The sequence below is a fragment of the Mycobacterium sp. P2_H7 genome (assembly GCF_056403275.1).
Map to the genome: position 1 here is coordinate 1 of NZ_JBFUFU010000010.1, position 20,208 is coordinate 20,208.

The 20,208-nt window shown below is 67.1% G+C and carries 19 protein-coding genes; 8 read left to right on the plus strand and 11 right to left on the minus strand.

The window, feature by feature from the left end:
* The 6 genes from AC1DY7_RS15235 to fadD3 all read right to left on the minus strand — a co-directional run.
* Positions 1–828, minus strand: an 828-nt coding sequence (locus AC1DY7_RS15235) for a DUF222 domain-containing protein (RefSeq protein WP_477494542.1), incomplete at its 3' end; no start/stop codon positions are given.
* A 40-nt stretch (positions 829–868) separates the two neighbouring features.
* Entirely contained in the window at positions 869–2,029 is a 1,161-nt protein-coding gene (locus tag AC1DY7_RS15240; protein ID WP_477494543.1) for a pyridoxal phosphate-dependent aminotransferase, read from the minus strand.
* 9 nt (positions 2,030–2,038) lie between these two features.
* The gene (ipdE2, locus tag AC1DY7_RS15245; protein ID WP_477494544.1) at positions 2,039–2,974 is read right to left on the minus strand and encodes an acyl-CoA dehydrogenase IpdE2; all 936 of its coding nucleotides are present in this window, start codon (positions 2,972–2,974) and stop codon (positions 2,039–2,041) included.
* 3 nt (positions 2,975–2,977) lie between these two features.
* Complete coding sequence (locus AC1DY7_RS15250) at positions 2,978–3,931, minus strand: acyl-CoA dehydrogenase family protein (protein WP_477494545.1); 954 nt, start codon at positions 3,929–3,931, stop codon at positions 2,978–2,980.
* The gene (locus tag AC1DY7_RS15255) at positions 3,928–5,058 is read right to left on the minus strand and encodes an acyl-CoA dehydrogenase family protein (protein ID WP_477494546.1); all 1,131 of its coding nucleotides are present in this window, start codon (positions 5,056–5,058) and stop codon (positions 3,928–3,930) included. The genes AC1DY7_RS15250 and AC1DY7_RS15255 overlap by 4 nt, the downstream gene beginning before the upstream one ends.
* The gene (gene fadD3, locus AC1DY7_RS15260) at positions 5,058–6,578 is read right to left on the minus strand and encodes a 3-((3aS,4S,7aS)-7a-methyl-1,5-dioxo-octahydro-1H-inden-4-yl)propanoate--CoA ligase FadD3 (protein ID WP_477494547.1); all 1,521 of its coding nucleotides are present in this window, start codon (positions 6,576–6,578) and stop codon (positions 5,058–5,060) included. Before fadD3 ends, AC1DY7_RS15255 begins: the two co-directional genes overlap by 1 nt.
* A 47-nt stretch (positions 6,579–6,625) precedes the next feature.
* Between fadD3 and ipdE1 the strand changes: the two genes are divergently transcribed.
* From ipdE1 to AC1DY7_RS15290, 6 genes are all read left to right on the plus strand, one after another.
* Positions 6,626–7,774, plus strand: a complete 1,149-nt coding sequence (gene ipdE1 / locus AC1DY7_RS15265; protein WP_477494548.1) for an acyl-CoA dehydrogenase IpdE1 — start codon at positions 6,626–6,628, stop codon at positions 7,772–7,774.
* Positions 7,771–8,559, plus strand: coding sequence for a (5R,7aS)-5-hydroxy-7a-methyl-1-oxo-2,3,5,6,7,7a-hexahydro-1H-indene-carboxyl-CoA reductase (gene ipdF / locus AC1DY7_RS15270; protein WP_477494549.1), 789 nt, complete (start codon positions 7,771–7,773; stop codon positions 8,557–8,559). The genes ipdE1 and ipdF overlap by 4 nt, the downstream gene beginning before the upstream one ends.
* Before the next feature lie 45 nt (positions 8,560–8,604).
* Entirely contained in the window at positions 8,605–11,247 is a 2,643-nt protein-coding gene (locus tag AC1DY7_RS15275) for a cellulase family glycosylhydrolase (protein ID WP_477494550.1), read from the plus strand.
* A gap of 54 nt (positions 11,248–11,301) precedes the next feature.
* Complete coding sequence (locus tag AC1DY7_RS15280; protein ID WP_477494551.1) at positions 11,302–11,940, plus strand: TetR/AcrR family transcriptional regulator; 639 nt, start codon at positions 11,302–11,304, stop codon at positions 11,938–11,940.
* Positions 11,940–13,088: a steroid 3-ketoacyl-CoA thiolase FadA6 gene (gene fadA6, locus AC1DY7_RS15285; protein ID WP_477494552.1), complete on the plus strand. Its 1,149-nt coding sequence runs from the start codon at positions 11,940–11,942 to the stop codon at positions 13,086–13,088. Before AC1DY7_RS15280 ends, fadA6 begins: the two co-directional genes overlap by 1 nt.
* A gap of 106 nt (positions 13,089–13,194) precedes the next feature.
* The gene (locus tag AC1DY7_RS15290) at positions 13,195–13,617 is read left to right on the plus strand and encodes a DUF6636 domain-containing protein (RefSeq protein ID WP_477494553.1); all 423 of its coding nucleotides are present in this window, start codon (positions 13,195–13,197) and stop codon (positions 13,615–13,617) included.
* Between the two features lie 163 nt (positions 13,618–13,780).
* On the opposite strand, the gene AC1DY7_RS15295 is transcribed toward AC1DY7_RS15290, so the two are convergent.
* Positions 13,781–14,893, minus strand: coding sequence for an NDMA-dependent alcohol dehydrogenase (locus AC1DY7_RS15295; protein WP_477494554.1), 1,113 nt, complete (start codon positions 14,891–14,893; stop codon positions 13,781–13,783).
* A 49-nt stretch (positions 14,894–14,942) separates the two neighbouring features.
* Between AC1DY7_RS15295 and AC1DY7_RS15300 the strand changes: the two genes are divergently transcribed.
* Entirely contained in the window at positions 14,943–15,920 is a 978-nt protein-coding gene (locus AC1DY7_RS15300; RefSeq protein ID WP_477494555.1) for a cation diffusion facilitator family transporter, read from the plus strand.
* Here the strand turns inward: AC1DY7_RS15300 and ipdC are convergent.
* From ipdC to echA20, 4 genes are read right to left on the minus strand one after another with little or no spacing between them, the layout of a single operon-like run.
* Complete coding sequence (gene ipdC, locus AC1DY7_RS15305) at positions 15,917–16,987, minus strand: (3aS,4S,5R,7aS)-5-hydroxy-7a-methyl-1-oxo-octahydro-1H-indene-4-carboxyl-CoA dehydrogenase (RefSeq protein ID WP_477494556.1); 1,071 nt, start codon at positions 16,985–16,987, stop codon at positions 15,917–15,919. The genes AC1DY7_RS15300 and ipdC overlap by 4 nt on opposite strands.
* 3 nt (positions 16,988–16,990) lie before the next feature.
* On the minus strand, positions 16,991–17,737 hold the full coding sequence (ipdB, locus tag AC1DY7_RS15310; protein WP_477494557.1) for a cholesterol ring-cleaving hydrolase subunit IpdB: 747 nt from the start codon (positions 17,735–17,737) through the stop codon (positions 16,991–16,993).
* Positions 17,737–18,615: a CoA transferase subunit A gene (locus tag AC1DY7_RS15315; protein ID WP_477494558.1), complete on the minus strand. Its 879-nt coding sequence runs from the start codon at positions 18,613–18,615 to the stop codon at positions 17,737–17,739. The genes ipdB and AC1DY7_RS15315 overlap by 1 nt, the downstream gene beginning before the upstream one ends.
* Positions 18,612–19,364, minus strand: coding sequence for a (7aS)-7a-methyl-1,5-dioxo-2,3,5,6,7,7a-hexahydro-1H-indene-carboxyl-CoA hydrolase (echA20, locus tag AC1DY7_RS15320; RefSeq protein ID WP_477494559.1), 753 nt, complete (start codon positions 19,362–19,364; stop codon positions 18,612–18,614). Before echA20 ends, AC1DY7_RS15315 begins: the two co-directional genes overlap by 4 nt.
* A 57-nt stretch (positions 19,365–19,421) precedes the next feature.
* Between echA20 and AC1DY7_RS15325 the strand changes: the two genes are divergently transcribed.
* Complete coding sequence (locus tag AC1DY7_RS15325) at positions 19,422–20,195, plus strand: SDR family oxidoreductase (protein WP_477494560.1); 774 nt, start codon at positions 19,422–19,424, stop codon at positions 20,193–20,195.
* Positions 20,196–20,208 lie beyond the last annotated feature (13 nt).

Sequence of the window (20,208 nt, forward strand, 5' to 3'; positions counted from 1 at the left end):
GACGAGGGTGCAGGCGAACCCGGCGGGCACGGGTCCGTAGCCGTCGAGCCAGGCGGGTTCGTCGTCGTCGCCGGCGAGGGTGGTGTCGGCCATCACGAGGTGCAGTGCGATCGGGGCGGGTTGTTCGGCGGGGCGGCCGGTGATGCGTTGCACCACCGTGTCGGCCATGACCTGGCCCCGAGTCCGGCCGTCGCAGGTGGTGTCGGCCTCGCGTTTGAGGGTGGCGTAGACCGCGACGCCTTGGGCAACAGGGAGTAACGCCGTCACATACACCATGGTGTCGGGTGCCGGGCGGATCCAGACGCACCGGTCTTTGGTTGCGTTGGCGTTGCGGTCGATGACGGCGGCCAGGTCGAGGCGGATGACGATCTTGCGGGCTTCGGCGGCGATGCGTCGGTCACCCCAGCCTTCGAGCCGCGACGTATCGCTGCACAACTCGGCGTCCAGTTGGCGGCGGTCCGGCACCGACAGGCAGGCCGACTCTTTGACGATGAGGGTGGCGCGCCATTCGTTGAGCACGCCGGATTCCAGGGCGGCCAGGGTGTGGGGCATTTCGCGGACCAGGGYGGTGGCCAGTCCGAGGTGGCGACCGCCGCGCACAGGTGCGTCGTGGCGGGCCAGGGCCACTTCGGTGGCCAGTCCGCGGCCGCGTTTGTTCGTCGAGACGCCTGCGGCTGCTTCGGTGGCGTGGCGTTTGGTGGCCCAGGCTTCGGTGGCGCGGGCCTGTGCTGCCGCGGCGGCGGCCTTGAGATGCTCGAAGCGTTCGACCGCGGCGCGCAGGACCGCTTCATCGGCGTCGGCATCGAATTCGAACAAACTTTCGAACATGAGGACGACGATACGCGCCGCCACCGACAAGCTCGGCGAGTCAGCGTAGCCAGGGCCCCATCCGGGTAAGTGCCTCGTCGATGTCGGCTGCCGCGCCGGCGAAGGACAGCCGGACGAACGACCCGCCGTGCACGGTGTCGAAGTCGACACCCGGCGCGATGGCCACTCCGGTGTCGGCCAACAACTTCGCGCAGAATGCCAGGGAGTCGTCGGAGTACCGGGAGATGTCGGCGTAGACGTAGAACGCGCCGTCGGCGGGCGCGAGACGGTCCAGTCCGATGGCGGGCAGGCCGCGCAGCAACAGGTCCCGGTTCACGGTGTAGTCCTGCACCAGGGCGTTGGCCGTCGCCAGGGACTCGGGCTCGAACGCCGCGACCGCAGCCAGCTGCGGCAGTGTCGGCGGGCAGATGGAAAAGTTCCCGGTCAGGCAGTCGACGGCGCGGCGCAGCGGCTCGGGCACCAGCAGCCAGCCCAGCCGCCAGCCCGTCATGGCGAAATACTTCGAAAAGCTGTTCACCACAACGGCATTACGCGAGGTCTCCCACGCACAACTGGTGGCCGGCGCACCCGGGTACACCAGACCGTGGTAGATCTCGTCGCTGACCAGCTGCACGCTGTTGGCGTCGCACCAGGTGGCGATCGCCGCCAGATCGGCCGGGGCGATCACGGTCCCCGTCGGGTTGGCCGGGCTGGCGATGATCAGGCCTTTCACCGACGGATCGAGGGCCGCCAGCATGGCTACAGTCGGCTGGAATCGGGTCTCGGGTCCGCACGGCACCTCGACCACGTCGCAGCCCAACGCGGACAGGATGTTGCGGTAGCACGGGTAACCGGGGCTGGTCACCGCGACGCGGTCGCCCACGTCGAAACACGACAGGAACGCCAGCAGGAATCCGCCGGTGGAGCCCGTGGTGACGACCACGGCGTCCGCGTCGACCTCGATGCCGTACGAACGCCGATATGACGCGGCGATGGCCTCGCGGAGTTCCGGAATGCCCAGTGCCACGGTGTAGCCGAGGTTGTGGTTCTCCAAGGCGTCGGCCGCCGCCGCCCGTACCGGGGCGGGGGCCTGCGCGCTGGGCTGCCCGGCGGACAGGTTGACCAGATCTCCGTGGGTGCGCTGCCGCTCCGCGGCCGCCAGCCAGACGTCCATCACGTAGAACGGCGGGATACCGGCACGCAGCGCCACGGGATTGGTCACCCGTTCACGCTAGAACACCTCGGCTTCGAGCCTGCGCAGGTGCTCTCGCGGGGGACCGAGCAGCTGCGCGCTGCCGTGCGCCCGCTTGAAGTACAGCTGGATGTCGTGCTCCCAGGTGATGGCGATTCCGCCGTGCATCTGGACGGCCTCGGCCGTCACCGCCGACAGTGTCTCGCTGGCCAGGACCCGGGCCAGCGCCGCGGAGGCGGGCGTGGGTTCGGCGATCGCCTCGTAGACCACTGCCCGCGAAGCGGACACCTGCACGTACAGGTCGGCCATCCGGTGCTTGAGGGCCTGGAAACTGCCGATCGGCCGGCCGAATTGCACGCGGTCCTTGGTGTAGGCGACCGTCAGGTCCAGCGCACGAGCCGCCGCGCCGATCTGTTCTGCCGCCATCAGCAGGGCGGCGTAGTCGGCCAGCCCGGGGTCAGCGCCGAGAGCCGTGGTCTCACCCGGGGTGACTGCCGACAGCCGCCGGGTCAGGTCCATGGTGGGCTTGGCCTCGGTGGTGAACGTGTCCCAGCGGGTCAGCTCGGTGCCGTCGGACGCGATCACCACGTCGGCGATTTCGCCGTTGATCACGAAGTCGGGATCGAAGACGACGGTGCCTATCGCGGTGCCTTCGGCCAGTCCCTCCAGCGGCTCATGCGCGTCGACGGCCAGCAAGGCCAACTCGGCGAAGGTGGTCCCCAGCAGTGGCGTGGGCACCAGTGCCTTACCGAGTTCTTCCAGAACCACAGCGGCGTCGGCCAATTCGCCGCCGGCGCCGCCGAGATCCTCCGGCACGACCAGAGCGGCCGCACCGACCTGTTCGCACAGCAGCTTCCACAGCGCCTCGTCGTAACCGCGCTCGGATTCCATCGCCGCGCGAACGGCTTCCGGTCCGGCGTGTTTGTCGACCAGTGCGGCGACGGTGGTGCGCAGCAGTTCGCGTTCTTCACTCATGGTCTACAAAGCCTCCAGCAGTCGGCGTCGATGCAGGGTGGGGTCGCCCCACGCCGAGCGCAGCGCCTGCACCCGAAGCAGTAGCAGCGACAGGTCGTGCTCCTGGGTGAACCCGATGGCGCCGTGGGTCTGCAACGAGTTGCGGGCGGCCAGCAGTGCGGCATCGGCGGCGGCCACCTTGGCGGCGCTGATATCCCGCGCGGTGTCCGGCGAACCCTCGGCCAATGCCAGGGCCGCGCCGTACACCAACGGCCGGGCCAGTTCGACGGCGATGTGCACGTCGGCCAGCTTGTGCTTGAGTGCCTGGTAGGAGCCGATGATCCGGCCGAACTGGGTGCGCTGCTTGGCGTATTCGACCGACTGGTCGAGCATCGCCTGCCCCGCTCCGACCAGTTGTGCGGCGGTGGCCAGCACGCCGAACTCGTAGGCGCGGGCCGTGTCAGCCGGGCGTGCGGCTCCGGATGCGGTCACGTCGAACAGTTTCCGGGTGGGATCAACGGAGTCGTGTGCGGCGCCGGCGGATGCGTCGGACACCTGACCGTCGGCGGCCAGCAGCGTCAGGCCGGCGACGTCGGCGTTGACCGCCCGCGGAACCGACGGCGGCAGGGCGACGGTGGCGATCAGCTCGCCGGCTGCCAGCGCGGCGGCTCGTTCGTCATCTGCCAGCAGGATCGGCGCCACCGCAATGGATTCGGTGACGGGTCCGGGGACCGCCCAGTAGCCGAGACGTTCCAGGGCGACCACCAGGTCCACCGGATGCGCGTCGATACCGTCGTACTTTTCGGGGACCAGGAGGGCAGTCACGCCGAGGTCGGCCAGCTGGGCCCACACCTTGCGGCCGGCGGCGGTGTCGCCGGCGGCCCATGCGCGCACCGCGGCGGGTACGTCGGCAGCGCTCAGTGCGGCGTCGATGCTGGACGCGAAATCACGCTGCTGTTCGTCAATCTCGAAATTCATTTCGGCTCTCTCGGCAAGCCCAGCAGACGCTCGGCGATGATGTTGCGCTGAATCTCGTTGGTACCCGCATAGATCGGTCCGCCCAGGGCGAACAGCAGCCCCTCGGTCCAGTGGTCGACGATCTCAGCGTCGGCGCCACGCAGGTCCAGGGCGGTCTGGTGCAGTGCGACATCGAGGTCCGACCAGAACACCTTGGTGACCGACGATTCCGCGCCGAGTTCGCCACCACCGGCCAGCCGGGTTACGGTCCCGAAAGTGTGCAGCCGGTAGGCCTGCGCCTTGATCCACGCATCGGCCACCCGATCGGTGAAAACCGGGTCCGGGTTCGACTTCCATTGCGCGACCAGTCGTTCCGCGGGCGCCAGGAAGCGGGCCGGGCTGCGCAGCGACATGCCGCGCTCGTTGCTGGACGTGCTCATCGCGGCGCGCCAGCCCTCGTTGACCTCGCCGATGACGTCTTCGTCCGGCGCGAAAACGTCGTCGAGGAAGACCTCGCCGAAGCCGGTGTCGCCGCCGAGTTGCGCGATGGGACGCACGGTGATGCCGTCTGCCTTCAGGTCGAACATGAAGTAGGTCAGGCCCTTGTGCCGTTGAGCTTCCGGGTCCGAGCGGAACAGGCCGAAGCCGCGCTCACCGAACGGGGCACGCGAACTCCAGATCTTCTGCCCGTTGAGCTTCCAGCCGCCGTCGACCCTGGTGGCGGTCGACCGCAGGGAGGCGAGGTCGCTGCCCGACTCCGGCTCGGACCAGGCCTGGGCCCAGATCTCTTCACCGCTGGCCATTTTCGGCAGAACCCGGTCCAGCTGTTCCTTGGTGCCGTGCGCGAACAGGGTGGGGGCCAGCATCGAGGTGCCGTTGGCACTCGCCCGCCCGGGAGCTCCGGCGCGAAAGTACTCCTCTTCGAACGCGACCCATTGGAGCAGGGTCGCGTCGCGGCCGCCGTACTCCTTCGGCCAGGCGATCACCGACAGGCCTGCGTCGAAAAGCACCTTGTCCCAGACCCTGTGCTGTTCGAAGCCTTCGAGGGTGTCGTAGGACTTCGTCGGGAAGGACTCCCGGTTGGCCGTCAGGAATTCGCGGACCTCGGCCCGGAACTCCTCGGTTCCCTCATCGAAATTCAGGTCCATCAGATCGTCTCTCGCAGTTGTGGTTTGACCACTTTGCCTCCTGGGTTACGCGGCAGAACATCGAGGAACACCACCGAACGTGGTGCCTTGAAGTTCGCCAGATGTTCGCGTGCGTAGGCGATCACGGCCGTCTCATCGAGTGCGGTGCCGGGCTTGAGCACCACGAAGGCCTTGCCGACCTCGCCGAGCCTGTCGTCGGGAACGCCGATCACCGCCGAGTCGGCGACACCGTCCAACCGGGCCAGCACCTGTTCGATCTCGGCGGGGTACACGTTGAATCCGCCGCAGATGTACATGTCTTTGAGCCGGTCGGTGATGGTCAGGTTGCCCGCTGCGTCCAGGGTGCCGATATCGCCGGTGTGCAACCAGCCGTCGGAATCGATGGCAACCGCGGTGGCGTCCGGGTCATCCAGGTAGCCCAGCATGACGTTCGGGCCGCGCAGCAGTACCTCGCCGGAATCAGCAAGGCGCAGTTCGAAATCCGCGATCGGTCGGCCACACGTGGTGGCGACGGTGACGGCATCGTCCGACGAGCGGCACATGGTGCCGAATCCGCTGCCCTCAGTCAGGCCGTACGCGGTCAGCACGACGTCGATGTCGAGTTCGGACTGCATCCGTTCGATCAGCACCACCGGCACCACCGCGGCACCGGTCACCGCGAACCGCAGCGAGCTCAGGTCGTAGTCGCCGCGCCGCGGGTGATCCAGCAGCATCTGATAGATCGTCGGCGGGCCGGGCAGCACGGTGATCTTCTGCTCGGCAACGGCTTTCATCGCCTGCTCGGGGTCGAAGGTCAGCTGCGGAATCAGGGTCGCGCCGGTCTGCAGGCAGGCCAGGATGCCGGCCTTGAACCCGAAGTTGTGGAAGAACGGGTTGATGCACAGGTAGCGGTCGGCGCTGGTGACCTCACCGCATGCCGCCCAGGCCGCCGACGCATCCAGGGATTGCCGGTGCGCGCACCGCACCCCCTTGCTGCGCCCGGTGGTGCCGGAAGTGAACAGGATGTCGGAGACGTCGTCGGGTTGCACCGCCGCCGCGCGCGCGTCGACGGCATCGAGATCGGCGCCGCGGGCCACGAACTCGTCCCATGTGCCGTCTGCTTTGTCGATGGGCACCCGCACGATGTGGCGCAGCGCGGGCAGGGCATCGCGGTCGAGTTGCGCCGTGCGGTCGGCGCCGAGGAACTCGCCGGCGGCGATCAGCAGAGGAGCCTCGGTGCGGGCCAGGATGTCGGCGGCCTCGCTGGCCGTGTAGCGCGTATTCAGCGGCACGACGACGGCGCCCGCGTAGTGCGTTGCCAGGGCGGCGACGACCCAGTGCCAGGTGTTGGGGGACCATATGGCGACGCGGTCACCCGCGACCACGCCCAGGTCGATGATGGCGGCCGCGGCCTGGCGTACTTCGTCGCGCAGCTGTCCGTAGGTGAGGCTCTTATCGGTCGTGACCAGCGCGTCGTGGTCCGAAAGCTGCACGGCAATACGGTCCAGCACGGCTGGAACGGTCCGCGGGTCGGTCGTCATCGACGCTCCTCTAACAAAGCAAGTGCTTGGTAGGTTAGCCTACAAGGGTGATAGAGGTCGAGGACTTCCGGGCCGAGGTCCGGCAATGGCTCGCCGATAATCTCGTCGGCGAATACGCAGCGCTCAAGGGCCTCGGCGGCCCGGGTCGCGAGCACGAGGCGTTCGAAGAGCGTCGCGCGTGGAACCAGCATCTGGCCGCCGCCGGGCTGACCTGCCTGGGCTGGCCCGAGGAGCACGGCGGCCGCGGACTGACCGTCGCCCACCGGGTCGCGTTCTACGAGGAATACGCCAAGGCCGACGCTCCCGACAAGGTCAACCACTTTGGTGAGGAACTGCTCGGGCCCACGCTCATCGCCTACGGCACCCCCGAACAACAGCAGCGGTTCCTGCCCAAGATCCTCGACGTCACCGAACTTTGGAGCCAGGGCTACTCCGAACCCGGCGCCGGCAGTGACCTGGCCAATGTGGCGACGACGGCGACCCTCGACGGCGATGACTGGATCATCAACGGCCAGAAGGTGTGGACGTCGCTGGCGCACTGGGCGCAGTGGTGCTTCGTGGTGGCCCGCTCCGAGAAGGGTTCCAAGCGGCATGCGGGGCTGTCCTATCTACTGGTGCCCCTGGACCAGCCCGGCGTCGAGGTCAGGCCGATCATTCAGCTGACCGGTGACTCCGAATTCAACGAAGTGTTCTTCGATGACGCCCGCACCGACGCCTCGCTGGTGGTCGGGCAGCCCGGCGACGGTTGGCGGGTGGCGATGGGCACGCTGACCTTCGAGCGCGGAGTGTCCACGCTCGGTCAGCAGATCCGTTACGCCCGTGAGCATTCCAACCTGGTAGAGCTCGCCAAGCGCACTGGCGCAGCCGACGACCCACTGATCCGCGAGCGGCTCACCCGGTCCTGGATCGGATTGAAGGCGATGCGGTCCTACGCCCTGGCCACCATGGATGTGGAACAACCGGGGCAAGATAACGTCTCGAAACTGTTGTGGGCCAACTGGCATCGTGAGCTCGGCGAGATCGCGATGGATGTGCAGGGCACCGCTGGACTCACGCTGGATGACGGCGAGTTCGACGAATGGCAGCGGCTGTACCTGTTCTCCCGCTCTGACACCATCTACGGCGGATCCAACGAGATTCAGCGCAACATCATCGCCGAGCGGGTGCTCGGCCTACCCCGAGAGGCAAAGGGATGAGTCTCGCCGACGCTCCGAAAGAGATTGAGGGCCACGGACTTCTGAAGGGCAAGGTGGTCCTGGTGACCGCCGCCGCCGGCACCGGGATCGGATCGACGACGGCACGTCGGGCGCTGGTGGAGGGTGCCGACGTCGTGGTGTCCGACTTCCACGAGCGCCGCCTGAACGAGACCCGCGACGAACTGGCGGCCCTCGGGCTGGGCAAGGTCGACGCCGTGGTCTGCGACGTCACTTCCACCGAGGCCGTCGACGCGCTGATCACCGGCGCGGTGGAGAAGGCCGGCCGGATCGATGTGCTGGTCAACAACGCCGGACTCGGCGGTCAGACCCCGGTGATCGACATGACCGACGACGAATGGGACCGCGTCCTCAACGTCACGCTCACCTCGGTCATGCGCGCCACCCGGGCCGCGTTGCGGTACTTCCGCGATGCCCCGCACGGCGGCGTCATCGTCAACAACGCCAGCGTGCTCGGCTGGCGCGCTCAGCACTCGCAGTCGCACTACGCGGCGGCCAAGGCCGGCGTGATGGCGCTGACCCGTTGCAGCGCAATCGAAGCCGTCGAATACGGAGTGCGGATCAATGCGGTGTCGCCGAGCATCGCCCGGCACAAGTTCCTGGAGAAGACATCGTCGGCGGAACTGCTCGACAGGCTCGCGGGCGATGAAGCCTTCGGCCGCGCCGCCGAACCGTGGGAGATCGCGACCACCATCGCCTTCCTCGCCAGTGACTACTCCAGCTACCTGACCGGCGAGATCATCTCGGTGTCGAGCCAGCGCGCCTGACAATTTCGCAGATTTCCGCGACGATGTGAGTTAGCGTCCGATTTCATGCAACAGGTATCGGCGTGGGTAGGTGCCGGGCTCGTGACGGCAGGTGTCTCGGCAGCCATGCTGGCCGGCGCAGGCGTGGCCACGGCGGAGACCCCGGCCGGTTCGGACACGGGAACATCCTCGGCGAGCGCTCATTCTTCCAATGAGGCTGCTGCGGAAAATAATTCGGTCAAGCCCACCGCAAAACCGCATCGCAAGAAGAAGAGTCGCGTCACCGACACCCGCGAGTCGGCGACGGCCGCGGTACAGGCCGCCGCAGACTCCGATGCCCCGGCGGCCAAGCCGGCGCACCGCCGCCGGTCGACGGTCGCCAAGGCTGCCGACTCGACACCGGCGCCCGCCGTCACCGCCGCACCCGTGGCCAAAGAGTCGGTGGCCCAGAAGGTTTCCGCAACCGCGATGCCGCTCGCGACGGCGGGCGGCACCGCGGCGCCCAAGGTGCCCGCGGTCGTCGGTCTGGTCCAGTCGGTCGTCGCCGGTGCCGCGCGCGAGATACGGGTGATCGTCAACGGCGTAAGCACCGTCGCTGCGGCCGCCGTGCATGCGGTGCAGGTCGTTGCGACGGGGCCGGTTCCCACGTCGCCCGTCGGCATGTTCCGGCGTTTCGTCTACACACCCGTGCACACCGTGGCCGAGGCCTGGATCGGCACCGAACTCGGGCACCAGGTCAACGGCGTCGTCAACAGCGTCGCCGGCTCGTACGTCATCGGGGACGGCGCGGCGGGCACCGCCGAACATCCCGACGGCGGCGCGGGTGGCTGGCTGCTCGGCGACGGCGGCGCGGGCTGGACCAGCACGGTCGCCGGACACGCCGGCGGTGCAGGCGGTAAAGCCGGGTTGCTCGGCGACGGCGGAGCGGGCGGTGACGGCGGTGCCGGAGCGACCGGTGGTCGCGGCGGAACGGGTGGCGTGCTCCTGGGAATCGGTGGCGGCGGTGGTGACGGCGGCACCGGAACGACGGGTGGCGCCGGCGGCAAGGGCGGTGACGGGTCCGGTCTGTTGTTCGGGATCGGCGGCCTGGGTGGCGACGGCGGAGATGGGATCGACGGCGGCAGAGGCGGAAACGGCGGTGACGGCGCTCGCGTGCTCGGCAGCGGGGGCGACGGTGGCGACGCGGGCGACAGCGGTGTCGGCGGCGAACCGACCGGCCTGCCCGCGCTCGGCGGGGCAGGTGGCAACGCGGGCCTCCTCGGAACACACGGTGACGTAGGGCATTTCGGAGCATCGGGGAGCGCCATTGCGGCGTCGGTTGGGGGACTGTCGACCACCGGGACCTGGATCACCAATAGCGATGGCCAGGTCGTCCTCTTGCATGGCGTCAACCAGGTGTACAAGCTGGCACCGTTCGAGCCGGCCGCCAGTGGGTTCAGCGAGGACGACGCGGAGTTTCTGGCTGCCAACGGATTCAACGTGGTGCGCCTCGGCGTCATCTGGGAGGCAGTGGAACCCGAGCCCGGCGAGTATGACACCACCTACCTGGCTTCGCTCAAACAGACCGTGCAGATGCTGGCCGACCACGGCATCTACACCTTGCTGGACATGCACCAGGACCTGTACGGCGGCACGTTCGCCGGCGAGGGCGCCCCGGAATGGGCGACCCAGACCGGCGGGTTGCCCAACCAGAACTTCGGTTTCCCCGGCAGCTACTACCTGAATCTCGCGATGAACCATGCCTGGACCCAGTTCTGGAACAACGCCGGGTCGCCGACGGGGCTGGGCCTGCAGGATGCCTACGCCCAGATGTGGGAGAACGTCGCGAGCTATTTCAGTGGCAACACCGCGGTGATCGGCTACGACGTGATCAACGAGCCGTTCCCGGGCTTCTCCTGGCTGCCGACCCTGCTCGGCAGTCCCTTCTTCGGATATCAGCAGTTGACCCCGTTCTACAACCAGGTGATCTCGGCAATCCGGGCCGTCAACCCGACCACGCCGGTGTACATCGAACCTGCGAACCCGGCGGTGTCCGAAATCTTGGACATCCTCGGCTTCCCCACCAGTCTCGGCACGGTCGATGACCCGAATGTTGTTCTGGCATTTCATGATTACTGCGGCGGATCGAGTCTGTCCGCGCTGTGCGGCTATATCGCCAAGGCGCTGGCCCGCGGCGCGCACAACTACGCGGCGCACCACGGGATACCGGCTTTCATGAACGAGTTCGGGGCCACCAGCGCCAAGGGGGATCTGACCAAACAGATGCGTGCCGGGGACAGCTACCTGATGAGCTGGGCCGTGTGGGCCTACACCGGCAAGGGCGACATCACTACCAGCGGAACGCATGACGGCGAGGCGCTCGTCTACGACCCGGAGCAGCCGCCGACCGGTGACAACGTCAACACCGGCAATCTGGCGATCCTTTCTGCGCCGTATCCGCAGGCGGTGTCCGGCACCCCGAAGAAATGGTCCTACGCCGACGGCATGCTTGCGTTCGAGTACTCCACCGCGAAGGCGGACGGCTCCGGCAACTTCGGCGAGGGTGCGCTGACCACCATTTCCGTCCCGGCCGTGCAGTACCCGAACGGTTACCAGGTGACCGTCACCGGTGGGCATGTGGTGTCGGGGCCCAACGCGACCAAGCTCGTCATCGCGGCAGAGGACGGGGCGTCCGCGGTGAGTGTCACGGTGACCGGCGCTGCGGTGTGAGTGCCGAGCACCACACATTCGACCTAGCAAGCGCTTGGTTGCTATGCTGCAGTGATGGCGACGGATCCGCCCAGTCAGCCGGCGAGCAGGCGTGACGAGCTCCTTGAGCTTGCCGCCACCATGTTCGCGGAGCGTGGCCTGAAAGCGACCACCGTCCGCGACATCGCCGACTCCGCAGGCATCCTCTCGGGCAGCCTGTACCACCATTTCAAGTCCAAAGAACAAATGGTCGAAGAGGTCCTGCGGGACTTTCTGGACTGGTTGTTCGCCAAGTATGAACAGATCGCGGCCACCGAGGCCAGCCCGCTGGACCGGCTCAAAGGGCTGTTCCTGGCTTCCTTCGAAGCGATCGAGCACCGGCACGCGCAGGTGGTCATCTATCAGGACGAGGCCAAGCGGCTGTCGGCGCTGCCGCAGTTCGCCTTCGTCGACAAGCGCAACCGCGAGCAGCGCAGCATGTGGCTGGATCTGCTGAACCAGGGCATCGCCGACGGGTCGTTGCGGCCCGATCTCGACGTGGACCTGGTCTACCGCTTCATCCGCGATACCACCTGGGTGTCGGTCCGCTGGTACCAACCGGGCGGGCCCCTGACGGCCGAGGAAGTCGGCCGGGAGTACCTCGCCATCGTTCTCGGCGGCATATCGATGAGCGTCAGCGAAGAGCATCAGGCAACGAAAGAAGGAGATCAGTAATGGGTGAGGCCTACGTCATCGATGCCGTTCGCACCGCGGTCGGCAAGCGTGGAGGATCGCTGTCGGGCGTGCACCCCGTCGATCTGGGTGCGGCCGCCTGGCGCGGGTTGTTCGACCGCACCGACCTGGATCCCAGCGCCGTCGACGACGTGATCGCCGGCTGTGTGGACGCCATCGGTGGTCAGGCCGGCAACATCGCCCGGCTGTCCTGGCTGGCCGCCGGTTACCCCGAAGAGGTACCCGGCGTCACCGTCGACCGCCAGTGCGGCTCCTCGCAGCAGGCTATTTCCTTTGGCGCACAAGCGATCATGTCCGGCACTGCCGATGTCATCGTGGCCGGCGGCATGCAGAACATGAGCCAGATCCCGATCAGTTCGGCGATGATCGTCGGCGAGCAGTTCGGATTCACCTCGCCCACCAACGAGTCCAAGAGTTGGCTGCATCGCTACGGCGACCAGGAGATCTCGCAGTTCCGTGGCTCCGAACTGATCGCCGAGAAGTGGGACATCTCGCGTGAGGACATGGAGCGGTTCGCGCTGACCAGCCACCAGCGCGCGCAGGAGGCCATCCGGTCCGGGTACTTCGAGAACGAGATCATCGCCGTCGATGGGTTCGTCACCGACGAAGGCCCCCGCGAAACCTCGCTGGAGAAGATGGCCGGGCTGAAGACGCTCGTCGAAGGTGGCCGCCTCACCGCGGCGATGGCCAGCCAGATCTCCGACGGAGCCAGCGCGGTGCTGCTGGCCTCGGAGGACGCGGTCAAGACGCACGGCCTCAAGCCCCGTGCCCGCATCCATCACATCAGTGCCCGCGGCGCCGACCCGGTGTACATGCTCACCGGTCCGATCCCGGCCACCCACTACGCATTGCAGAAGACGGGGCTGAAGATCGAGGACATCGACACCGTCGAGATCAACGAGGCGTTCGCCCCCGTCGTTCAGGCGTGGCTGAAGGAGACCGGTGCCGACCCGGCCAAGGTGAATCCGAGTGGCGGCGCCATCGCCCTTGGGCACCCGCTCGGTGCGACCGGCGCCAAACTGTTCGCGACCATGCTGAACACGTTGGAGCGCACCGGCGGCCGGTACGGCCTGCAGACGATGTGCGAGGGCGGCGGCACTGCCAACGTCACCATCATCGAGCGTCTCTGACCCCGTCTTCAAAAAAGGGCGCGGCGCCAAGATTCCATCAAGGCGCCGCGCCCATTCTTTGTCTCAAGCAGCCCCGCTCCGGGGCTCACCAGACAAAGGGACAGCCATGCAGAACAAGGGCAGTAAGCTCGCAGCGATCGTCGTTGCCGCAACGGCTTTCGCGGCGCCGGCCACCGCAGCGGCGGCCTTCCAGTCGCCGTCGACCAACATCACCTGCTACATGGGACATCACATCGACGGTGCCGTTTCGGTGACCTGCGCCATCGCCCAGAAGTACTGGGTGGCGCCACCCCGGCCCGATACCTGCCATCTCGACTGGGGCAGCCGGTTCCGCCTCGAGCAGGCCCTGCCGGCCCGCTTCGATTGCTACGGCCAGTCGATGCCGGTGCCCGAGCAGACGCTCGCCTACGGCAGGTCGATCTCGGACGGCACGCTGGTCTGCTATAGCAAGACCACCGGGATCACCTGCAGCGACACCTATACCGGGCACTACTTCAAGGTGTCGCGGGAGGGCTATGAATTGGGCTGATGGAATCCATCGCAGGAAACCATTGGACCTGAACTGGATCGGCGGGTGTCATCGATGACATGGTGCACACCCTGATCCGCGTTGCGGGAATCGTCCTACTTGCCACTGTCACCGGTACAGCCTGCGTCTTGGAGGTGGTGGCCGCGTGGCCGCTGCGGTGAGGTCAGTGATCGTGAATGATGACGCCGCGGAAATTGCGGCCGGCGAGCATGTCGTCGAACGCCTCGTTGATGTCGTTGAGTTTGTATTCGGCGGTGACGGTCTCGTCGAGTAACAGCTGTCCCTGCCGGTACAGGCTGAGCAGTCGCGGGATGTCGGCACGCGGATTGGCCTCGCCGTAAAGGCTGCCCAGCAGCCGCTTCTGGAACAGGGTGAACATCGACATCGGCAGCACCGGCGTGATGTCGGTGGCCGCCGCGATGCCGGTCAGTACGACGGCGCCGCCCTTGCGGATCAGGTCGAGTGCCTGCCCGATCATCGGACCCTCGACCAGTCCCACGGTGAGGATCGCCGAGTCGGCCATCACCCCGCGGGTCAGCTCGGCGACGAGCGCGGTGGCTTCGGCCATCGACGTCGCGAAGTGCGTGGCGCCGAACACGGTCACCTTGTCGCGCTTGTCCTCCACGATGTCCACGGCGATGATCCGCTCGGCGCCGGCGAGCCGCGCCCCCTGGATCGCGCCGCTACCGACGCCGCCGCAGCCGATCACCACGACGGTGTCGCCGGGGCGCACGTCGGCAGTGTTGACCGCCGAACCCCATCCGGTGGTGATACCGCAGCCGATGAGGCAGGCCCGGGACAGCGGCAGGTCGTCATCGATCTTCACGACCGATGCTTCGGAGACGACGCCGTACTGCGCGAAGGTGCCCAGCAGCAGCGCCACGCTGACATCCTGGTCGCCGATGTGGCGGCGGTAGGTGCCGTCCAACTGTGTTCCGTTGAGGAGCATGGCGCCGAGGTCGCACAGATTCTGGTGTCCGGTGGCGCACCACCGACATTTCCCGCAGGCCGGCAGGAAGGAGGCGACGACGTGATCGCCGGGCTTGAGGTCCCGAACCCCGGGGCCGACCTCCTGCACAATCCCGGCACCCTCGTGACCACCGATGAACGGAAACGGCGCGGGGAAGTCCCCGGTTCGCGGGTGATGGTCGGAATGGCACAGACCGGTGGCCTCGAAGGAGACCAGCACCTCGCCCTCGCGCGGCGGATCAAGATCGACCTCTTCGATGCTCCAATCACCGTGGACGTTCCAGAGCACGGCCGCTGACATCTTCATGGGTGCCTCCTCGACAGTGAGGCCAGTGTAGGAAGGCCTAGGGTTGTGTATGGGCAATTCGGGGGAAGACGACACCCAGAACGAGAGCCTGCTGACCGTCGTCATCGCGCTCGGCGCCAATGTGCTTATCGCCGTGGCGAAGACGATCGTCTCGGGTTTCACGGGATCGGCGTCGATGCTGGCGGAGGCCGCGCACTCGTGGGCCGACACCGGTAACGAGGTGTTCCTGCTGATCGGCACCCGGCGGTCGATGAAGCCCGCGGACGCCGCGCACCGGCTGGGCTACGGCAGGGCCGGCTACATCTGGTCCATGTTCGCGGCCTTCGGCCTGTTCACCATCGGGGCCGCGGTATCGATCTGGCACGGCGTGCAATCCCTGGGCGGGGAGTCGGAGTCGACGTCCTACGGCTGGGCGTATGCGGTGCTCGGAGTGTCTTTCCTGCTGGAGGGCACGTCGTTCCTGCAAGCGCTGCGGCAGACGAAAACCGGTGCCGCGCAGCGCCGTATCCACCCGTTGCGCTACGTACGGGCGACGTCCAATCCGATGCTGCGGTCGGTCTTCGCCGAAGATCTGTCCGCGCTGATCGGCATCGTCATCGCCGCCGGCGGCATCCTGGCCCACCAACTGACCGGGAATGCGATCTGGGATGCCATCGGTTCCATCCTGGTCGGCGTGCTGCTCGGCGGGGTCGCGCTGTTCCTCATCGGGCGCAACATGGATTTCCTCACCGGTGAGGGTGTCAGTCCATTGGCGTGCAACACGGTCCTCGAGGGACTACTCGCCCACAAGGACGTCGAGCGTGTCAGCGACCTGCACATGGAATGGGTTGGCGCAGATCGGATCTACCTGGTCGCGGCCGTCGACCTGGTGGGCGACGCGGCCGAATCCAGCATCGCCGCGCGACTCAACGCGATCGCCGACGAACTGCAGTCCCGGCCGACCATCGTGCGCGCGGTCCTGACCCTCACCCGGCCGGGTGATGAAACTGATCTGCGGCCCGGTGAGCTGCCCGACTGGTACCGCTAACTGATGTACGAGCCGGCCGACTGCAGATGAGCGATGGCCTCGGCGACGATCGCCGGGACCAACTCCGCGCAGGATGGCAGATCGTCGAGGATGCCGGCCACCTGACCCGAGGCCAGCACGCCGGCTTCGGTGTTGCCCTCGACCAGCCCGGCCTTGAGCAGCATCGGGGTGTTGGCGGCCATGACCACCTGCGACCAGGTGAGTTCCTTGCCGTGCCGCATCGCCAAACCGTCGGTGACCATGGACTTCCACGTCATGCCGGACATCTTCTTGAACTTTTGGGCGTTGGCCACCGCTGCCGCCAGACCGCGCACCGGCGAACCGTTTTCGAGCTTCTCGACCAGACCGGTGCGCAGCACCCGGTGCGGCATCCCGTCGACGCGGGTGGACACGACGGTGCCGTCCAGCGCCGAATCCAGATAGCGCTGCTTGACGGCGTCGGGCACGGTCGAATCGGAGGTCAGCAGGAACCGGGTGCCCATCGCCACGCCCGCGGCGCCGTAGGACAACGCGGCGGCCAGTCCGCGGCCGTCGAAGAACCCGCCGGCAGCGATCACCGGCATCCCGGTGTCCTTGACCGCGTCGAGCACCGACGGCAGCAGCAGCGTGGTGGCGATCGGACCGGTATGGCCGCCGCCTTCGCCGCCCTGCACGATCACCGCATCGGCACCCCAGGCCGCCACCTTCTTGGCGTGCTTGGCCAGCCCGACCGACGGGATGACCACCACGCCGGCCTCTTTGAGCCTGGCGATCAGGTCCGGTTTGGGAGCTAGAGCGAAGGAGGCGACTTTGACTCCTTCGCGGATCAGGAGGTCGACGCGGTCATTCGCGTCGCCGGCGTCGGCACGGATGTTGATGCCGAACGGTTTGTCGGTGGCGGCCTTGACCTTGGTGACGGCGGTCTGGAGCTCCGCCAGCGTCATGGTCGCCGAGGCCAGGATGCCCAGGCCGCCCGCATTCGAGGTGGCCGCGACCAGACGGGCACCGGCGACCCAGCCCATCCCGGTCTGTACGACGGGGTGCTCGATGCCGACCAGTTCGGTCAGGGGTGTGACCAGCTTGCCCATGAGTTAAACCTTGACCTCTTTGTCGCGGAGCGACTTCGGATCGATCACGTCGCGCAGCAGGCGCTGCTCGTCGGCGTTCGGCAGGCGGGTGGTTGCGGCGTCGGCAAGTCCGTGCACCTCGAAGGAGGTGTTCTCGGCGACCTGATCGGCCTCGACTCCGGGGTGCAGCGACACCGCACGGAACTGGTGGTCCGGTCCGTTGAAATCGAAGACGCCGAGGTTGGTCACCACCCGGTAGATGTTGGCGAACCGGTAGGCGGGATTGGCGGGATCCACCTTGTCCCAGCCGATTCCGGACACGATGTCGACCGACTCGGTGAACACGCGCTTGGAGTGGTTGCCGACGAAGTAGCTGGTGGCGTGGTTGATGGAGTTGCCGGGTGCGCCGCGAACACCGAACATCTGCCGGGTCGGGTGCTGGATCGGCCCGAACGCGGACAGGTTCTGGTTGCCGTAGCGGTCGATCTGGTTGGCGCCCATCACCACATGGCGCCGGCCCCAGGACAAGGTCTCGAAGACGCGGTTGAACGGCATCCAGCCCTCGATCGCGGCCGGCGCACCGATGGCGGGGGTGTCGGCGATGATGCGCGCCTCGCCGTCGGTCAGCACGATGTCGGGGGAGAAGGTCAGGCGCGCCAACCGGGCACCGATCTGGACGATGGTCGTCATCGGCGAGACCATGATCTCGCCCGCATCGCGGAACAGTTCGGCGCACGCGACGGCGCACACCTCGGCACGGGTCACCGACATCACTTGGCTCCTTCCTTCAGCGACTCCGCGAATGCGCGCACGGCCGCTTGATAATCGGCTTCGCTACCGGACAGGTACGTCTTGACGAATTCGGCCCAGGTCTCGTCCGAGCCTCCTGCTTCGGCGTAGTGCCGCTGGAACTTCTCGTCACGGCGGTAGTCGGGCTCGTTGATGGTGAAGTGCGCGCCGTTGGGGGCCTCCACCACGGTGTCGACCATCATCCGGTTGATCAGCAGCTGCTGTGGCACCACCGAACTCACCAATTCCTCGGTGGAGACCACTTTCTCCACGCTCAGGAAACGCTTCTGCGCGGACATCAGGAACAGGTCGTCGAAGTACGGATCGATCCCGGTGTATGCGGCATTGCCTTGGGCGTCACCGAGATTCAGGTGCACGAAGGCCGCGTCCAGGTTCAGTGCCGGCATGGCGACAAGTTCGTCGTCGCCGTAGGGGGACTTGACTGTCTTGAGCTCGTCGCCCCAGAAGGTGCGGACATCGCTGCCCAGTCCGGCGCGAATCGGCAAGAACGGCAGGCGTTGTGCGGCGGCTTGCAGGCCGCAGCGCAGCATGCCCTCGTCCATCTCGCGGGCCTCGATGGCGCCGGTGGTGCGCGCTTTGGCGAACCATGGGTCGTAGAACGGCGGCGAGTCCAGCGACACGAATCCGTAGTAGGCCCGCTTGACCTTGTCGGCCGAGCACAGCAGACCCAGATCTGGTCCGCCGTAGGTCACGACGGTCAGATCCTTGACATCGGTGCGCAGCAGGGCGCGGACGAAGGCCATCGGCTTGCGCCGCGAACCCCAGCCGCCGATACCGATGGTCATCCCGCTCTCGATCGAGGCGACGGCCTCGTCGAGAGTTGTTCGCTTGTCTGTCATTTGGTCCCCTTATCAGTACCGGCGAACGCATCGCGGTGCTCATCGGAGACACCCGCGAGGTTCAACTCGAACGTGAATCCTTGCTCCATCCGATAACGAGCGGTGACCGGCTGGATATCGATGAAGTTCAGTGCTTCCTTGGCCGCGCGGATCACCCGGGTGTCCTTGCTGGCGATATCTCGCGCCACGCGCAGCGCGGACTCGTCGAGGTCGGCGCGGGGCACGACCTCGTGCACGGAGCCGAAGTGGTGCAGCGTGTTCGCATCCACGGTGGCGGCGGTGAAGAAGAGCCGGCGCATCAGGTGCTGGGGGACCAGCCGGGACAGGTGGGTGGCTGCACCCAGTGCGCCCCGCTCCACCTCGGGCAGCCCGAATTTGGCGTCGTCGGAGGCGACGATGACGTCGGCGTTGCCGACGAGACCGATGCCGCCGCCGACACAGAAGCCGTTGACTGCCGCGACGACGGGCACCTCGCACTCGTACACCGCCCGGAAGGCGTGGTAGCAACCGCGGTTGGCGTCGATCAGGGCGGTGAAGCCCTCGGTGTTCTGCATCTCCTTGATGTCCACACCGGCGTTGAAGCCGCGGCCCTCGGCTCGCAGGATCACCACGTGGGTGCTGCGGTCACGGCCCGCGGCGGTGATGGCATCGCCCAGTTCGAACCATCCCCGCGAGGGGATGGCGTTGACCGGCGGGTAATTCACGGTCACCGAGACGATGCCCGGTTCGACTGTCGTGGTGGTGATCATCAGTCACTTCCTGGAGGGTCGCTACCTAAGCAAGCACTTGCTTGGTACGCTAGCACAGTGACTGACGCGGCTGGAATCAATCTGCAACTCGCTGGCCGGGTGGTCCTGGTGACCGGTGGGGTGCGCGGGGTCGGCGCCGGAATCAGCTCGGTGTTCGCAGCTCAGGGCGCCACGGTCGTGACGTGCGCGCGCCGCCCGGTGGAGGGTTCGCCGTATGAGTTCCACTCCTGCGACATCCGCGACGACGACTCGGTGAAGAACCTGATCGACGCCATCGTGGACCGGCACGGCCGCCTTGACGTGGTGGTCAACAACGCGGGCGGTTCCCCGTACGTGCTCGCCGCCGACGCGTCGGCGAAGTTCAGCACCAAGATCATCGAACTCAACCTGATCGGCGCCTTGTCGGTGTCCACCCACGCCAACGCCGTGATGCAGTCGCAGGACTCGGGCGGCTCGATCGTCAACATCTCCAGCGTCAGCGGACACCGACCGACCCCCGGGACTGCCGCGTACGGGGCAGCCAAGGCCGGCATCGACAACCTCACCTCCACCCTGGCGGTGGAATGGGCGCCCAAGGTCCGGGTGAACTCGGTGGTCGTGGGCATGGTCGAGACCGAGCAGTCGGAGTTGTTCTACGGTGATGCCGAGTCCATTGCCGCGATCTCGAAGAACGTGCCGCTGGGCCGGCTGGCCAAGCCCGATGACATCGGCTGGGCCACAGCGTTTCTCGCCTCCGATGTCGCGTCCTACATCAGCGGCGCCTCGCTGGCGGTGCACGGCGGTGGCGAGCCGCCGCACTACCTGTCGACCACAACTGCGGACATCAAATAAAAGGAGAAACTGC

What these genes read in the sequence shown, in the direction of transcription:
- ipdC (WP_477494556.1), bottom strand. Translation starts at nt 16,987, where the DNA reads ATGGGCAAGCTGGTCACACCCCTGACCGAACTGGTCGGCATCGAGCAC.
- AC1DY7_RS15250 (WP_477494545.1), bottom strand. Translation starts at nt 3,931, where the DNA reads ATGAATTTCGAGATTGACGAACAGCAGCGTGATTTCGCGTCCAGCATC.
- AC1DY7_RS15280 (WP_477494551.1), top strand. Translation starts at nt 11,302, where the DNA reads ATGGCGACGGATCCGCCCAGTCAGCCGGCGAGCAGGCGTGACGAGCTC.
- echA20 (WP_477494559.1), bottom strand. Translation starts at nt 19,364, where the DNA reads ATGATCACCACCACGACAGTCGAACCGGGCATCGTCTCGGTGACCGTG.
- ipdB (WP_477494557.1), bottom strand. Translation starts at nt 17,737, where the DNA reads ATGTCGGTGACCCGTGCCGAGGTGTGCGCCGTCGCGTGCGCCGAACTG.
- AC1DY7_RS15255 (WP_477494546.1), bottom strand. Translation starts at nt 5,058, where the DNA reads ATGGACCTGAATTTCGATGAGGGAACCGAGGAGTTCCGGGCCGAGGTC.
- fadD3 (WP_477494547.1), bottom strand. Translation starts at nt 6,578, where the DNA reads ATGACGACCGACCCGCGGACCGTTCCAGCCGTGCTGGACCGTATTGCC.
- AC1DY7_RS15300 (WP_477494555.1), top strand. Translation starts at nt 14,943, where the DNA reads ATGGGCAATTCGGGGGAAGACGACACCCAGAACGAGAGCCTGCTGACC.
- AC1DY7_RS15315 (WP_477494558.1), bottom strand. Translation starts at nt 18,615, where the DNA reads ATGACAGACAAGCGAACAACTCTCGACGAGGCCGTCGCCTCGATCGAG.
- AC1DY7_RS15295 (WP_477494554.1), bottom strand. Translation starts at nt 14,893, where the DNA reads ATGAAGATGTCAGCGGCCGTGCTCTGGAACGTCCACGGTGATTGGAGC.
- fadA6 (WP_477494552.1), top strand. Translation starts at nt 11,940, where the DNA reads ATGGGTGAGGCCTACGTCATCGATGCCGTTCGCACCGCGGTCGGCAAG.
- AC1DY7_RS15290 (WP_477494553.1), top strand. Translation starts at nt 13,195, where the DNA reads ATGCAGAACAAGGGCAGTAAGCTCGCAGCGATCGTCGTTGCCGCAACG.
- ipdF (WP_477494549.1), top strand. Translation starts at nt 7,771, where the DNA reads ATGAGTCTCGCCGACGCTCCGAAAGAGATTGAGGGCCACGGACTTCTG.
- ipdE2 (WP_477494544.1), bottom strand. Translation starts at nt 2,974, where the DNA reads ATGAGTGAAGAACGCGAACTGCTGCGCACCACCGTCGCCGCACTGGTC.
- AC1DY7_RS15275 (WP_477494550.1), top strand. Translation starts at nt 8,605, where the DNA reads ATGCAACAGGTATCGGCGTGGGTAGGTGCCGGGCTCGTGACGGCAGGT.